We start from the raw sequence: 14,689 nt of genomic DNA on the forward strand, positions 1-14,689 counted from the left end.
GACGACGCGATCGTCGAAGCGTGCCGCGCGGCCGAACGCGCCGGTGCGAACTTCGTGAAGACGTCGACCGGGTTCCATCCGGCCGGCGGTGCGTCGGCGCACGCGGTGCGGTTGATGGCCGAGACGGTCGGTGGCCGGCTCGGCGTCAAGGCCAGCGGCGGCATCCGCACAGCCGAGGCGGCGCTGGAGATGATCGACGCCGGCGCCACCCGGCTCGGCCTGTCGTCGTCGCGGGCCGTGCTCGACGGACTGCCGGACTGAGCGGGCAGCTGCCTCAGATCAGGCTGCAGCCCTGCTGTTGCTGCTGACCTTCCTGCGGGGCCGGCATCGTGAAGCGGCCGCCCTCGAGGGTGAGGTTCACACCGTTGTCGTCGACGGAGACCGCGGTGGCCTGCATGCCGAGCGGATACTGCTGCAGACCGGTCGCGAGGATCTGCACGACACCGTCGACGAGCGCGGTCGGCAGACCGAACCCCAGCACGGACGCGTCGACGGTCTCGACCGAGACCACGCCGCCCTGCACGACCGGGCGCACCGTGAACTCGGCGAGACCGGCACCGCCGACGGTGAACCGCAGGGTGCCCGCGTCGGCGTCGGGGGTGACGGCGGTGACGAGAGAGCCGAGGCCCTGGCTCTGAACGGTCGCGAGAATGCCGGTGGCGGGCCACACGACGTCGGCGCGGGAGCTGCCGATCGTGCCGGCGCTGTCGGCCGTCGCGTTCAGATCGACGTCCTTCGCCACGGCGTGGACGGTCATCTCCTTCGCGGGACCGAACGCGGTGTCGTCGCTGTCGAGCGTCACCGACGGAACCTTCTTGTCGATCGCCTGCAGCAACACCGGTTTCCAGCTGAGATCGACGTCGACGCCGGTTCCCAGTTCGGATTCGAGCGATTGTGCGAGGCAGGTCGTCGCCCGGTTGCGGACGTAGACCTCGGCGCCGACGAGCACCGCGACGAGCGCGACGACGACCACGGCGGCGACGGTGGCGAGAGTGGAGCGCTTCGAGTTGGGCATGAGCCCGATTGTTTCCGACAACTCTGAGGATCTTCTGAGCCGCGCGCGGCAACCTGCCCTCGAATTTGTGAGCTGGGCCACAATTGTTCGGTACTGTTGGCGGCATGACGAGCTGGACGGGTTCTGGATACGGGGCCTCCGGGCGGGCCGATGCGGACGAAGCGCTTCGTCGACTCGCACTGACGCAGGCCGGATTCTTCACCGCCCGACAGGCGATCGGGCACGGTATCGACGCGGACGCGTTCGTCACGCGCATCGATGCGGGGCTGTGGATGCGCGTCGAGAACGACCTGTTCCGGCTCGCCGAGAGCCCTCGCACGAAGTTCGACGAGTTCGCGCAGTGGTGTGCGTGGTACGAGGGTGCCGCGGTCGTGTCGCACCAGAGCGCCGCGGAGCTGCACGCGATGGGTCACCTGCAGCCGCGGTTCCTGCATCTGTCGACGCTCGATCAGCGCACCGTGCCGAGCAACCGGCTCGCGCTGCACCATCGGGCGTTGTCGAACGAGGACTGCGAGATGGTCGGGTGCTTCCGCGTGACCACCCCCGCGCGCACCGCCGTCGATCTCGCCGCCGGGGGGGTGTCCCAGGAGGTGCTCGACGAACTGGTCGGTGACGCCCTCGCGATCGGCCGTGTCGATTCCGACCAGCTGCATGCCGCGGTCGCGAACCAGCCGGCTGCGGTCGCCGACCGCATCGAACTCGCGTTGCTCGCGGCCGGTTGAGCGGTGTGTCTTCGTGGCGCCTGGGGCCGCCACAAAGGCACACCAGCGCGTAGCGCACTCAGCTCGGCGCGACCGTCTCCCACGGCACCGTCAGCACGCAGTCGCGCAGGCGGCGACGCTGCGGGGCGACCGGAATTCCCTGCCCGCGCAGCAGATCGAGGGTGGCCCGCCAGCGGACGCGCGGCCCGAACGCGGCATGCGGAGCGGCGGTCGCCCACGCCCGATCGGCGGCCTGCAGCAGATCGTGGATCCGCTCGCCGGGAACATTGCGGTGGATCAGCGCTTTCGGCAACCGCTCGGCCAGGTCGGACGGGGTGTCGATGTGGAACGGACTCCACGCCAGCGTCAGGCTGCGCGGACCGTCGCGATCCAGCAGCACCCACGCGCAGCGCCGGCCCAGTTCGTCACACGTGCCGTCGATCACCAGACCGCCCGGCGCCAGCCCCGACCGCAACCGCTCCCACACGGGCGCGACCGCGTCCTCCGGGTACTGCCGCAGCACGTTGAACGCGCGGACCAGCACCGGCCGCAACCCGGCCAGCTCGAAGCCGCCGCGCGCGAAACGGACTCCGTCGCGGCCGGGAACCACCCGCTCGGGGTCGATCTCGAGGCCGACCATCCGCACGTCGGGGCGCACGGTGCGCAGCCGCGACGCCAGCTCCAGCGTGGTCACCGGCATCGCGCCGTAGCCGAGATCGACGACCAGCGGATCCGGTGCCGACCGCAGGACGCGGGCGATACCGGAATGGTGCACGGCCCAGCGGTCGCTGCGGCGCAGCCGGTTGATGCCGGTGGTGCCGCGGGTGACGACACCTTCCGGGCGTAGCGTTCGCACTGTCGGGACCGGCCTACTGTCCTGCCAGCCAGTCGGCCGTGATCTCCGCTTCGGTGCGGAACAGGTCGACGAGGTTCTGCAGCATCAGCTCTTCGAGCTTGCCGCCGATGAACGGCAGATGCACCTTCGCCTCCGACGTCGTGCGCAGCGTGCACCCGTCGTCGCCGGCGAACAGTTCCATCGTGCCGGTGAGGCTGCCCGGTCCGGCCGGGATCGACGCCTCGTAGCGTCCGGTGGCCTTCCCGTCGAACGGGCTGTAGGACTCCTTGCGGGTGATGACCAGGTCCTTCTTCATCACCGTCTGCGCGATCTCCGGCAGTTCGGACCGGGGCAGGATGTGGTGCAGCACCAGCGAGATGCCGGAGTCCGACGCCTCGAAGGACTCCACGTGGTTCTGCGAATACTTGCGCATCTCCACCATCCGGGCCTCCCAGTGGGCCGGATCGCGCAGCGCCTCGTACACCCGCTCCGCCGGATACGGATAGCGGGCGGAGTAGTTCATGCGCCGTGCCACAGCGGGCCAGGGTACCGGTTCGCCCCGGTCACGCGAAAATCGTCAGGAGCCGGATCGGCCCAGCCAGCCGGCTGTGAACTCCTGCTCGGCGTCGAACAGTTCGACGAGTTGCTCGACGATCATGCCCTCGATCTTCCCGCCGAGGAACGGGATCTTCACCTCGACCTCGCCGTCGATCTCGACGACCGTCCCGGTCCGGCCCGGCGCGAGCGTGAAGGCACCCTCGACCCTGCCGGGCATCCCGTCGACACCGGCCGAGAACCGGCCGCGGGCACGCTCGCCGTCGAGCGGCTCCCACGATTCGTGCCGGTGGATGACCAGGTCGCCGGGCCGGATGCTGGTGACCACGCTCGGCAGGTGCTCGGCGGGGATGGCCTGCGTCATGTGCAGGTCGATCGTTCCGGCGGAGGTCTTCACGTCCTCGATGGTGGCGCCGGGGCCGCCGACCCGCGCCAGGCGCTCACGCCAGTATTCCGGGTCGACGAGCGCCGCGTGCACGTTCGCGGCGGGGAACTCGTAGTGCGCGGAATGGTCGATAGGGGTACCCATGGCTCGTCACGCTACCGTTTGCGGGTGTCCGATCCACGTATCGCTGCCCGCCTCGCCGAGTCGGGAGCCACGGTGTCCGAGCAGGTGCCGCTGTCGACCCTGACGACGCTGCGGCTCGGCGGACCCGCCCGAGTCCTGGCCGAATGCGCCACCACCGACGTTCTCGTCGACGTCGTGCGCCTGCTCGACGCCGAGCAGGTGCCGACGCTGATCCTGGCCGGCGGATCCAACCTCGTCGTCGGCGACGCGGGATTCGACGGTGTCGTGGTGAAGATCGCGACCACCGGCGTCGAACTCGACACCGACTCGGTGCGCATCGAAGCCGGCGCGGTGTGGGACGACGTCGTCGCCCGGACGGTCTCGGCCGGGTTCGGCGGCCTCGAGGCGCTGTCCGGGATTCCCGGGTCCGCCGGGGCGACCCCCGTGCAGAACGTCGGGGCGTACGGGGTCGAGGTCAGGTCGGTGCTGCGGCGGGTGCGGCTGCTCGACCGCCGGACCGGTGAGGTGCGCTGGGTGGGTCCGGAGCACCTGGGTCTCGGATACCGGACGAGTGTGCTCAAGCATTCCGACGCGGCGCTCGTCGTCGACGTCGAGCTCGAGGTCCGGCCCGACGGGTCGAGCGCGCCGCTCGGCTACCGCGAGCTCGCGACCGCGCTCGGCGCAGAGGAGGGTGAGCGCCGCCCGGCCGCGGAGGTGCGCGAGCAGGTGCTGGCGTTGCGTCGCGGCAAGGGCATGGTGCTCGACGAGACCGATCACGACACGTGGAGCGCCGGCTCGTTCTTCACCAACCCGGTCGTGCCCGAAGGCGCGCTGCCCGCGGTGCTCGCGGCGATCACCGAACGCGTCGGCGCCGATGTGCGGATCCCGCAGTTCCCCGCGGAGGGCGGCACCAAACTGTCCGCGGGCTGGCTCATCGAACGTGCCGGATTCGGCAAGGGCTTCCCGTCGGCGGACGCCCCCGCGCGGCTGTCGACGAAGCACACGCTCGCACTGACCAACCGCGGGAACGCGACCGCCGCGGATCTGGTGGCGCTGGCCCGGCAGGTGCGGGACGGGGTGCAGAAGGTGTTCGGTGTGCGGCTCGAGCCGGAACCGGTGCCGGTCGGCGTCGAGATCTGAATCCGCCGAGGTCCGGGTCACATCTGCCCCGCGCGTACCGTGGAGAGGGTGCACGACCTGCGTAAACGGACAAATCGGTTGGTGTGGCTCTGGTGCCTCGCTCTCGTCGCGGTGCTCGCCGCCTGCTCGACGTCGAACGGCGGTTCGATCGCCGGCGACCCGCAACCGGCCGTCGGGGCCACCATGAACCCGGCAGACGGCGCCACCGACGTGGCTCCCACGGCACCGATCTCGGTGACCGCGACCGACGGCACCCTCACCGATATCGCGCTCACCAACACCGAGTCCGGGGTCGTCGTCGCCGGTGAACTCGCCGCGGACGGCCACAGCTACACCGTCACGGAACCGCTCGGGTACGGCGCGACCTACGAATGGTCGGGGTCCGTGATCGGCGCAGACGGTGACGAGGTCGCGGTGGAGGGCAGTTTCTCGACCGTCGAACCGGACGAGGTGGTCTCCGCGACCCTCAACATCGCGGACGGTCAGGAGGTGGGGATCGCCGCGCCGATCATCGTGCAGTTCGACGGTCCGATCGAGGACAAGGCCGCCGTCGAGAAGGCGCTCGTGGTCACCACGAACCCGCCGACCGAGGGTGCCTGGGCGTGGCTGCCCGACGACAACGGCGGCGCGCGGGCGCACTGGAGGCCCCGGCAGTACTGGGCGCCCGGTACGACGGTGAGCCTGGACGCGCGGCTCTACGGACTTGCCTACGGCGACGGCGCGTACGGCGCCGCGGACCTGACCCTCGACTTCGGTATCGGCCGCAGCCAGGTCGTCGTCGCGAACGCGCAGAGCCACCGCATGCAGGTGGTGCGCGACGGGCAGACGGTCATGGACATCCCGGTGAGCTACGGCGAGGGCTCCGAGGCCCGCAACGTCACGCGCAGCGGCATCCACGTGGTCACCGAGAAGCACGAGGATTTCCTCATGTCGAACCCGCCGTACTACGAGAACGTGCGCGAGCGCTGGGCCGTGCGGATCTCCAACAACGGCGAGTTCATCCACGCCAACCCGCTCACCACCGGCCAGCAGGGCGCCTCCAACGTCACCAACGGGTGCATCAACCTGTCGATGTCCGACGCGCAGGAGTACTTCGCGATCGCGATGTACGGGGATCCGGTGGAGGTCAGCGGCACCTCGATCGACCTGTCCGAGGCGGACGGGGACCTGTGGGACTGGGCCGTGGACTGGCAGACCTGGCAGTCGATGTCCGCGTTGTAGGTCTTCCGGGCGGGTCTACCAGCGGTTGCGGACCTCCTCGGCGAAACCGAGCAGGTTCTCGATCTCGAGGCGGGTGCCGTCGTCGAGCAGCACGTGTCCGCTGAACCGCCCGAACACCTGATGCTGGGTGGACCGCACGACGAGCGCGTTGACGTCGGCGGCGCGATCGACGATCGGCTCGAAGTCCATCTCGAAACGGCTGTCGTTGCTCGTGAAACGCCACGGCGCGCCGTCGTAGCTGCCGTGCGGACGGTGGAAGTGCACGCGGTCGAGTTTGTGTGCGACCCCGTCGTGGAAGAGCATGTTCTCCGAGGCGGCGGTGGTGTCGCCGAAGCCGTAGCCGACGTTGAAACCGAACCGCTTTCCCTCGTGCAGCCCGGACGCCGAACCCCAATACCAGGTGTTGTCGTAGGTCCACACACCGCGGCCCCAGTCGAGGACGCCGAAGGTGGACGCCGGGTCGAACTCGTGCCGGACACCGCGGACTTCGATCGTGCCCGCCGCGGGCAGGCAGTTGATCTTCTGGTTGTAGTAGAACGCCTTCGGGGCCCGCGGGAACGGTGTAGCGATCACCATGCGGTCGTCGTCGGGCTGCTGCAGCAGGAGGTCCCCGGACAGGCCGCGGCCGCCGTCGAAGCCCGGATGGTCGACGATGAGGCGGCGCCCCTGCGTCTCGTGGCGGAACTCGACGCGCAGCGCGCCCCGGCGCACGACCACGTCGCCGGTGTCGGCGCTGGACGGCATCCGCATCCGGCCGAGCGGGAACGGGATCAGCTTGTTCTCGGTGGTTTCCGTGCCGGCGGCCAGATCCAGCCAGCTCAACCCGACCAGGCCCATGTACCCGTTGTCGGCGACCGTCAGCGCGAGTCCGACCGGACCGGAAGCGGGGTCGGAGGTCGGGTCGGAGACGATGCAGTAGTAGTCCCACTCCTTGATGCGCAGCCGCGACGCCGAGATCCGCGCCCGGTCGTAGGTGCGGATCTCGGCGGTGGCCCAGCCCGCCTGCTCGAGGTGGCCGCGGTCGTCGAGCAGTGGCCCGGGCGAAAGACGCTGCTGCTGCATACCTCCAGAGGTTAGTTGCTCACGCGGTGTTATTTGCTCACGCGATGGAACCGGCCCGCACTCGCCTGATCACGCGGCTTGACGATGATCTGGTCCAGGTTCACGTGCGAGGGGCGCGATGCGACGAACCCGATGATCTCGGCGATGTCCTGTGCGACGAGCGGCGTGATGCCCTCGTACACCTTGTCGGCACGTTCCTGATCGCCCTCGAATCGCACGAGCGAGAACTCGGTTTCGACGGCGCCGGGGGCGATCTCGGTCAGCCGCACCGGCTTGCCGAGCAGCTCTCCGCGCAGCGTCCGGTGCACCACCGCCTGTGCATGCTTGGCGGAGGTGTATCCGGAGCCGTTGTCGTACGCCTCGAACGCTGCGACCGACGTGATCGTCACGATCAGTCCGTCCCCCGACTCGATCAGCTTGGGCAGCAGCGCCTTCGTCACGCGCATGGTGCCGATGACGTTCGTCTCCCACATCCAGCGCCAGTCGTCCTCGTCGGCCTCGGCGACCGTCGCCAGTCCCTTCGCGCCACCGGCGTTGTTGACCAGCACGTCCACGCGCGGCAGGACGGTGGTGAACGCGGTGACCGAATCCTCGTCGGTGACGTCGAGTTCGAGTGCGGTGCCGCCGATCTCCTCGGCGAGTTTCTCGAGGCGGTCGAGTCGGCGGGCACCCACGACGACGTGGTAGCCCTGCGCGGCGAGAGTGCGGGCGGTGGCTTCGCCGATGCCGGACGATGCCCCGGTGACGACGGCGACGCGCGAATCTGGGGAGATACTCATGCGTCGATCCTAGGACGCGCCCGTGCCCGTCACCGGGCGACGGCGCCGCGCCTCACATGCCCCCGGACTCACATGCCCCCAGCGGAGACGAAGCCCGGATCTTCGACGGCGAGCCGCTCACGGACCGAGTCGGGCATCGTCGAGCACGAATCCGCGCTCGGGCGGGCGTCGGCGTGATCGGCTGCGGAGTCCTCGATCCCGAGCGACGCCGTGATGTTCTGCCAGCCGCCCCACGCGTCGAAGCGGGCCGGAAGGTCGACGTTGGCGGCGCCGTTGATGTGGAATGCCGCGCTCGGATACGGGGCGTCCGGCGAGGTGTCGACGCCACCGCCGGGCAGCCGCACGACGTCCTCGGGGTTCGGCAGCATCCCGGCCAGCTGCATCGCGTGATAGGGGTACATCTCCGACGGTGGCGTGTCGAAGTAGTACCAGCTCGCTGCGCACACCCCGTAGAGGTCAGGTCCGAACTGCGCGTAGTTCAGGTACAACTCCATGATCCGCGCGTCGGACATGGTGGCCCGCAATGCGACGGACGGCACCACCTCGACGGCCTTGCGCAGCATGCTCTGGTCCGGGGTGAAGAACATGTTCTTCGCGAGTTGCTGGGGGATCGTCGAATACGTCTGCTGACGCTCGCCGGACAGGACGGCGGTGGCGCGGTCGAGGAAGTCACCCCAGTGGAACGCCTGCTTCCGTAGTCCGAGCAGGTCGTCCTCGTGCGCGACGGCGGACGCGATGACGTAGCGGCTGATGTGGTCGATCGAGACGTACTGGTAGGCGATGGGTCCGTCGTCGATCCGCATGAAGTTCGACTGTGACGGTGTCCACCAGCGCAGCGACGCCGCGACGACGGCCATTCCGGACAGCGGCAGCACCACGACCCCGGCGGCCGCGACCGCTGCGACTCGCAGTCGTCGACGACGTCGGCCGGCCGCAACCGGAGGTGTGTCCGGTTGCGCGGGGCGCGGCCACGTCGGGGCGCTCGGCCGGGACGGTGCAGGACGCCACTGCAGCCCGCGGCGGGGCGATGACGGCGGTGGCGTCCGGTACTGCGGATTCGGGGGCGGTCCCGGCCGCGGCGCAGACCCGGGTGCCGCGGACCCGGCAGTTCGGGACCGGTACTGCTCGGACCCGGCCCGGACAGGCCGCGGCCGGTACCGGTCCCGGGTGGCCCGGCACCGGGGGCAGAGGCCGTCCACGACCTTCTCCCCGGGTCGCGCCCACCGGCCGCACGCGCACCTGCTCGGCCACCACATCCGTCAACTCCGTCCCGCTCACCGTGTCACCGCATTCCATAGTGGCGGGTGCGGTCGGGGACGGCCGTATCGGATCGATCACTCTTGCCGGCGTCGGCCGGAGTGCGACCCGTCCGCCCCTATCGGGCGGGTGCGGTGTCGGTCTCGACGATCGAGTACTCGCCGGCGTCCCCGGCGAGCGGACGGCTGCGCTCGCCGTGGATGTTCACCGGGACGTCCCCGGCCAGGGTGATGCGGTGCAGGCGACGGTACTGCTCGTCGTAGTCGGCGACCGCGTAGTGCTGGGTGGCGCGGTTGTCCCAGATCGCGACGTCGCCGGGCTGCCAGTTCCAGCGAGTGGTGTACTCGAGCTTCTGGTGGTGGTCCTGCAGCAGCCGGAACAGGGCGTGGGACTGGTTGCCGCTGAGACCGACGAAGTTCTTGACGAAGTGGCCGAGCAGCAGCGACCGCTCCCCGGTCTCCGGGTGCACCCGCACCACAGGATGCTCGGTCTCGAACAGTTCGGAGCGGAACTCGTCGCGGTACTCGGCGGTCCGTTCGGTGGCACGCTCGGCGCTCTCGGCCGCGTAGTCGTAGACATTGGTGTGGACGGCCCACAGGTTCTCCACGAGCGCCTTCAGTGGAGCCGGGAGTCCCTCGTACGCGGCGACACCGGACGCCCACACCGTCGACCCGCCGTACTCGGGCAGGGTCACCGCCCGCAGGATCGACGCCTTCGGAATGCGATCGACGAACGAGACGTCGGTGTGCCAGCTGTTGGCCTTGCCGTAGTCGGAGTCGATCGGCAGGATCCGGACTCCGCGGGACTTGACGGTCGGGTGCGCGGTCGTCGGTGTGCCGAGCAGTTCCGCGAACGCGTACTGCGCGTCGTCGTCCAGGTGGTCCTGCCCACGGAAGAAGATCACCTTGTGTTCGCCGAGCGCACGGCGGATCAGTGCGACCGTCGCCGGGTCGAGGTCGCCCCCGAGCCGGACGCCGTCGATGCGGGCACCGAGATGTGCGCCCAGTTTCACGACGGTCGGGGTGGTCGGGACGGTGGTGGGGGATGCGAAATCGACGGACATGACTGGCCTTTCGCGAGGAAATGGGTGGATGCGCCCATGCAAACATCAGGTCCCTCATGGCAGAACCATTCGACTCAGCCTGATTCGGGGTGGTCGGCGCCGCGAGAATTCCCTACCTTTTCGGCCTGAATTGGACAGCCGCGTCCGCACGCGTTATGTTCGACGGCATGTCAGCAGGCCGCCACTCCGCCCCGCGGGTCACGTACGTGACCGCCGCGCTGGGCTCGCGCTTGCCTCTGGCACGGGAACTCTGTTGTCGTTGTCACGGTGCCATCCAGTAGTTTCGCGCCGGGTCCGAGCCTGTTCTGGCTTTCCCTCTGATCGACTGTTCGACGACGTCCACGCACGTCGCAGCGGTTCGGCGCGTTCATGACCGTGTCACGCCAGCCCGTCCGGGCCGAATCACGAGGATTCCACACCTGTGTCGACTTCCACGCTTCCCGTCCAGTCCGCTCGCACCTCCACCACCGGTTCCCGTCGCATCGCGCAGACCGCGACCGCCCGGGCCCGTTCCACCGCTCGGGTGCAGATCGTCGCGCCGGACCTGCGGATCGCCGACGGCACCGCGGCATCGGTGTTCCGGGTCGCCGCGGCCCGCGGGCCGGTGTCCCGCGACGTCGCCGCCAAGGTCACCGGCCTGAGCATCGCCACCGTCAACCGGCAGGTCTCGGCACTGCTCTCGGCCGGATTGCTCCGTGAGCGTGCCGATCTCGCGGCCTCGGGCGCCATCGGCCGTCCGCGCGTCCCGTTCGAGGTCGACCACGAGCCGTACCTGACCATCGGCATCCACATCGGTGCCGTCGTCACCGGGATCGTCGCGGCGGATCTGCGCGGGCGTATCATCGGTGCCGTCGAAATCCCCACGCCCCGAGGCGATCAGGATGTCGTCCTGGGGGCGATCACCGCGAGCGCGCGGTCGTTCGCGTCCCGCTGGCACCGCCGCACCCCGCTGTGGGTGGGGGTCGCGCTCGGCGGCCGCGTCGACTCGGAGACCGGCCTCGTCGACCACCCGCGGCTCGGCTGGAGCGGCGCGCGTGTCGGCGCGATCATCGGCCGCGGTATGGGTCTCCCGGTCTCGGTCGCCGCGCACGTCGAGGCGATGGCCGCGTCGGAACTGCTGCTCACCCCGGATCGTGAGGCCGACGTCAAGGGCACCGGCCTCTACTTCTACGCTCGCGAAACCACCGGTATCGCAATCACTTTCGACGGCCGCGTGCACACCCCGAACGGCGGTCCCGGGTCGATCGCGCACCTGCCGACCGGCTCGACGGCCGTGTGCTCGTGCGGTGCGACCGGCTGCCTCGAGGCCACCGTCAGCGACCGGGCGGTGCTGCTGAAGGCCCGCGAGGCCGGCCTGCTCGGCGACGTCGAGGATCCGACGATCGGCGCGCTCTACAAGCTCGCCCGCGAGGGTTCGGCGCCCGCACACGAGATCCTCGTCGACCGTGCCACCGTCCTCGGCCGCACCGTCGCGATGCTCCGCGACCTGTTCAACCCCGACCGCGTCACCCTCGGCGGCCAGGCGTTCACCGAGTACCCCGCCGGTGTGCCGCACGTGGCCGAGGCGTTCGCGCGGGCATCGAACCTGCCGCGCAAGGACATTCGCATCACCGGGTTCGGCAACCGGGTGCAGGCGCATGCGGCCGGCGTGGTGTCGTTGAGCTCGCTGTACTCCGATCCGCTCGGCTCGATGCGGCGGTCGCGCGGCTAGGACATGTCTCCGCCCCGGGGGAGTGCCGACGATCAGGTCACAACGTCGTGCGCTCCGCCGCGGTGGCGATGTCGTCGAGGTCGCACTGCAGCGCCTTGCTCGTCGCACGCATCGCGAGGGGTCCGAACACCGGCGTCATGATCCGGGTGAACAGCCCGGGGGAATCCGTGGCACCGGAGAACTCGACCGACAGTTCGGTGCCGTCGGCTCGGGGCGCCAACTCGAACACCGTGCGGTAGGTCGTGCCTCCGGATTCCGCGGTGACGATGGTGCGGCGCTCCGGTTCGACCTCGGCCACCCGCATCTCCTCGGCGGCGGATTTGCCGAACATCACCCGGGTCTCGCGCCAGCGGGTGCCGACCTCGTACCCGGTCGCATCGAGACGCTCGATTCCGGTGACACCGTTCAATGTTCGTGCGGCGTCGTCGATATCGGTCAGGACTCGCCACACGGCGCTCGGCGGCGCCGCGATCGATCTGCTCAGTGCGATCCGGTGTTCCACGTGCGCTCCTTCGGTTGGGCGGGTCGGAGTTCGGCCGGGCTCAGAGGGGGAGGGCGGTCTCCGCGAGACCGGGGGCGGCACCGCGCCGGCGGAACCATTCGATGCCGAAGGCCGCCCGCAACATGTCGTCCGGAAGCGTCAGCATCGGGCCGAAATCACCGACCTGCGACGCATGAGCCTGCATGGCAGCACGTTTGGCGGCCATCGTCGCCGAGACGTCCACCGTCGTGGTGAGCTCCGACTCGGGCAGCCCGAACGAGTCGATGTCCGGTGGCGTCCGGCCCTCGGTCATGTCCGGATTCGCCGCGATCAGGCGCCGCAGATGGTCACGGTTCAACGCCGATTCGTAGACGGCGTGATGACCGACCATCTCGCTCGCCCGCAGCCCGACGCGATGCACCTGCACGTGATCGGGGTGCCCGTAGCCGCCGTTCGGGTCGTAGATGGTGACGACGTCCGCGCCCTCCTCGTCCAGCACCGCAGCCAGCCGGCGGGCCGCCGAATCGACTTCGACGTTGCAGAACGCCGCGGGGTTCGCGTTCTCGGGGGTGCCGGCCATCCCCGAGTCGGGGTAACCGAGCGGAACGAGCCGGGCAACCCCGAGCGCGTCGGCGGACCGCTCGACCTCGGCCAGCCGCCGCTCCGCCAGGCTCTCGCCCGGACGCAGCAGACCCTCCGGAACCTCACCGGCCGCGCCGTCCGTCGCGACCACCAGCACCACCCGGTGGCCCGCGTCGGCGGCCAGGCGCATCACCCCGCCGGTGCCGAACACCTCGTCGTCGGGATGTGCGTGAAAGCAGACCAGGACACCCATACCGTGCATGCTGGCACGAATGACCGACACGCGGGGGACCGGAGCGAAGGACGAGCATCAGTGACACAGAAGGACGAGCGTCGGTGACGCCGAGAGCCGATGGTTCCTACCGCACCCTGTTCGCCGCACCGGGTGCGGCCGCGTTCTGCGCCGCCGGGTTCGTCGCACGGTTGCCGATCGCGATGGTGGGGATCGGCATCGTCACGATGTTCTCCCAGCTCCGCGGTGACTACGGGCTCGGCGGTGCCCTGTCGGCGGTGTTCGCGTTGTCGTACGCGGCGTTGACGCCGCTGGTGTCCCGCGCGGTGGACCGGCACGGCCAGTACCGGGTGCTGCCGGCGGCGTCGGCGATCAGCGCGGCCTCGACCGTCGCGATGCTCGCCGGAGTCCGGTTCGAGGCGCCGACCGCGCTGCTGTTCCTGTGCGCCGTCCCCGCCGGGCTCATGCCGACGATCGGCGCGATGGTCCGGGCCCGATGGACCGAGCTGTACCGCGGCACCGACCGGTTGCGGACCGCGTTCGCCCTCGAGGCCGTGATCGACGAGGTGTGTTTCATCGTCGGCCCCGTGCTGTCGGTGGGTCTGAGCGTCGCCCTGTTTCCCGAGGCCGGACCACTGCTGGGAGCGGTGCTGCTGCTGGTGGGCACCCTCGCCCTCGCGGCCCAGCGGCGCACCGAACCACCCGTGACCGGGCACCGTCCCGACGCTGTCGATCCGGAGCGTTCGCACCACGGCGCACTGCTCAGCCCGGCGCTGATCGCCCTCACCGCCGTGATGGTCGCGATGGGCACGATCTTCGGGGTCGTCGACGTCGTCGGTGTCGCGTTCACCGCCGAGCGCGACGCGCCCGGCGCCGCGACGTTCGTGCTCGCCCTGTTCGCGACCGGGTCCGCGGTGAGCGGACTGGTCTTCGGGGCACGCCGCGTGGCCGCCCCGCTCACCCGGCAACTGCTCGTCGCCACCGCGGCGGTCGCCGTGCTGCTGTGGCCGCTGCTGCTCGCCGGCACCGTCCCCGCCCTGGCCGCGCTGTATCTGCTGGCCGGGATGACGATCTCGCCCACGATGATCGTGACGATGTCGCTCGTCGAACGTCTCGTCCCCGCCGACCGGCTCACCGAGGGCATCACCTGGACGGTCACAGGGCTCGGCGTCGGTGTTGCCGCCGGATCGGCGCTGGTCGGGCAGGTCATCGACCGGTCCGGCACGTCCGCGGGCATCGGGGTGGCACTCGCCGCGGGACTGATCGCCTGCACCCTGGCCGCCGGGATCCGGTTGCGGACGCGGCTAACGTAGCCGCCATGACCGTGCATCAAGTTCGCGGTGCCGACGGCACTCGCATCGTCTACCGGACCTTCGGGGATCCTTCGTCGCGGCCGCTGGTCCTGCTGCACGGATGGGCGCAGTCGTCGCACTGCTGGGGTGACCCGCTCCTCGAAGACCTCGCCGCCCGGTACCGGGTGATCGCCGTCGACCTGCGCGGGCACGGGTGCTCCGCCGCGCCCGCGGACGGATACGACGACCGCGCCG

General features: G+C 70.1%; 16 protein-coding genes and 1 pseudogene. 7 read left to right on the plus strand and 10 right to left on the minus strand.

Annotation, left to right across the window (positions count from 1 at the left end; translation table 11 throughout):
- Positions 1-261 (plus strand): annotated as a pseudogene (locus I0Q12_RS34095) (2-deoxyribose-5-phosphate aldolase); the annotation flags it as partial.
- A 13-nt stretch (positions 262-274) separates the two neighbouring features.
- Here I0Q12_RS34095 and I0Q12_RS27515 read toward each other — a convergent pair.
- The gene (locus tag I0Q12_RS27515; protein ID WP_197256604.1) at positions 275-1,015 is read right to left on the minus strand and encodes a DUF2993 domain-containing protein; all 741 of its coding nucleotides are present in this window, start codon (positions 1,013-1,015) and stop codon (positions 275-277) included.
- 104 nt (positions 1,016-1,119) lie between these two features.
- Here I0Q12_RS27515 and I0Q12_RS27520 point away from each other — a divergent pair, with 104 nt between their 5' ends.
- Positions 1,120-1,737, plus strand: a complete 618-nt coding sequence (locus tag I0Q12_RS27520; protein WP_197256606.1) for a type IV toxin-antitoxin system AbiEi family antitoxin domain-containing protein — start codon at positions 1,120-1,122, stop codon at positions 1,735-1,737.
- A 58-nt stretch (positions 1,738-1,795) separates the two neighbouring features.
- Here the strand turns inward: I0Q12_RS27520 and I0Q12_RS27525 are convergent, their stop codons facing one another.
- Genes I0Q12_RS27525 through I0Q12_RS27535 form a run of 3 tightly spaced genes read right to left on the minus strand, consistent with a single transcriptional unit; the run spans position 1,796 to position 3,635 of the window.
- Positions 1,796-2,572, minus strand: a complete 777-nt coding sequence (locus tag I0Q12_RS27525; protein WP_197256608.1) for a class I SAM-dependent methyltransferase — start codon at positions 2,570-2,572, stop codon at positions 1,796-1,798.
- A 13-nt stretch (positions 2,573-2,585) separates the two neighbouring features.
- Positions 2,586-3,086: a DUF2505 domain-containing protein gene (locus I0Q12_RS27530; protein ID WP_197256610.1), complete on the minus strand. Its 501-nt coding sequence runs from the start codon at positions 3,084-3,086 to the stop codon at positions 2,586-2,588.
- A 42-nt stretch (positions 3,087-3,128) separates the two neighbouring features.
- Positions 3,129-3,635 carry a DUF2505 domain-containing protein gene (locus tag I0Q12_RS27535; RefSeq protein ID WP_197256612.1) on the minus strand — a complete coding sequence of 169 codons (507 nt, stop codon included), beginning with the start codon at positions 3,633-3,635 and terminating at the stop codon, positions 3,129-3,131.
- Between the two features lie 24 nt (positions 3,636-3,659).
- Between I0Q12_RS27535 and I0Q12_RS27540 the strand changes: the two genes are divergently transcribed.
- Both I0Q12_RS27540 and I0Q12_RS27545 read left to right on the plus strand, forming a co-directional pair.
- Positions 3,660-4,754 (plus strand): UDP-N-acetylmuramate dehydrogenase, encoded by a 1,095-nt coding sequence (locus tag I0Q12_RS27540; RefSeq protein WP_307846570.1) that lies wholly within the window; start codon positions 3,660-3,662, stop codon positions 4,752-4,754.
- Between the two features lie 78 nt (positions 4,755-4,832).
- Complete coding sequence (locus I0Q12_RS27545) at positions 4,833-5,975, plus strand: Ig-like domain-containing protein (RefSeq protein WP_231611558.1); 1,143 nt, start codon at positions 4,833-4,835, stop codon at positions 5,973-5,975.
- Positions 5,976-5,990: 15 nt separating this feature from the next.
- On the opposite strand, the gene I0Q12_RS27550 is transcribed toward I0Q12_RS27545, so the two are convergent.
- The 4 genes from I0Q12_RS27550 to I0Q12_RS27565 form a co-directional block, all read right to left on the minus strand.
- On the minus strand, positions 5,991-7,037 hold the full coding sequence (locus tag I0Q12_RS27550) for a DUF2804 domain-containing protein (RefSeq protein WP_197256614.1): 1,047 nt from the start codon (positions 7,035-7,037) through the stop codon (positions 5,991-5,993).
- A gap of 29 nt (positions 7,038-7,066) precedes the next feature.
- Positions 7,067-7,816, minus strand: a complete 750-nt coding sequence (locus I0Q12_RS27555; protein ID WP_197256616.1) for an SDR family NAD(P)-dependent oxidoreductase — start codon at positions 7,814-7,816, stop codon at positions 7,067-7,069.
- A 68-nt stretch (positions 7,817-7,884) separates the two neighbouring features.
- Positions 7,885-8,691: a biosynthetic peptidoglycan transglycosylase gene (locus I0Q12_RS27560; protein ID WP_248673172.1), complete on the minus strand. Its 807-nt coding sequence runs from the start codon at positions 8,689-8,691 to the stop codon at positions 7,885-7,887.
- A 500-nt stretch (positions 8,692-9,191) separates the two neighbouring features.
- Positions 9,192-10,136, minus strand: coding sequence for a TauD/TfdA family dioxygenase (locus tag I0Q12_RS27565; protein ID WP_197256621.1), 945 nt, complete (start codon positions 10,134-10,136; stop codon positions 9,192-9,194).
- 481 nt (positions 10,137-10,617) lie between these two features.
- Between I0Q12_RS27565 and I0Q12_RS27570 the strand changes: the two genes are divergently transcribed.
- The gene (locus I0Q12_RS27570) at positions 10,618-11,847 is read left to right on the plus strand and encodes an ROK family transcriptional regulator (protein WP_248673183.1); all 1,230 of its coding nucleotides are present in this window, start codon (positions 10,618-10,620) and stop codon (positions 11,845-11,847) included.
- Between the two features lie 37 nt (positions 11,848-11,884).
- On the opposite strand, the gene I0Q12_RS27575 is transcribed toward I0Q12_RS27570, so the two are convergent.
- Positions 11,885-12,349, minus strand: a complete 465-nt coding sequence (locus I0Q12_RS27575) for an SRPBCC family protein (protein ID WP_197256623.1) — start codon at positions 12,347-12,349, stop codon at positions 11,885-11,887.
- 40 nt (positions 12,350-12,389) lie between these two features.
- Entirely contained in the window at positions 12,390-13,163 is a 774-nt protein-coding gene (locus tag I0Q12_RS27580; RefSeq protein WP_197256625.1) for a PIG-L family deacetylase, read from the minus strand.
- Between the two features lie 83 nt (positions 13,164-13,246).
- Between I0Q12_RS27580 and I0Q12_RS27585 the strand changes: the two genes are divergently transcribed.
- Together I0Q12_RS27585 and I0Q12_RS34100 are read left to right on the plus strand one after the other, a co-directional pair.
- Positions 13,247-14,455 carry an MFS transporter gene (locus tag I0Q12_RS27585; protein WP_197256627.1) on the plus strand — a complete coding sequence of 403 codons (1,209 nt, stop codon included), beginning with the start codon at positions 13,247-13,249 and terminating at the stop codon, positions 14,453-14,455.
- A 5-nt stretch (positions 14,456-14,460) separates the two neighbouring features.
- A partial coding sequence (locus tag I0Q12_RS34100) for an alpha/beta fold hydrolase (RefSeq protein WP_231611559.1) occupies positions 14,461-14,689 on the plus strand: 229 nt, incomplete at its 3' end.

Source organism: Rhodococcus sp. CX, from assembly GCF_015865005.1.
GTDB lineage: Bacteria > Actinomycetota > Actinomycetes > Mycobacteriales > Mycobacteriaceae > Rhodococcus.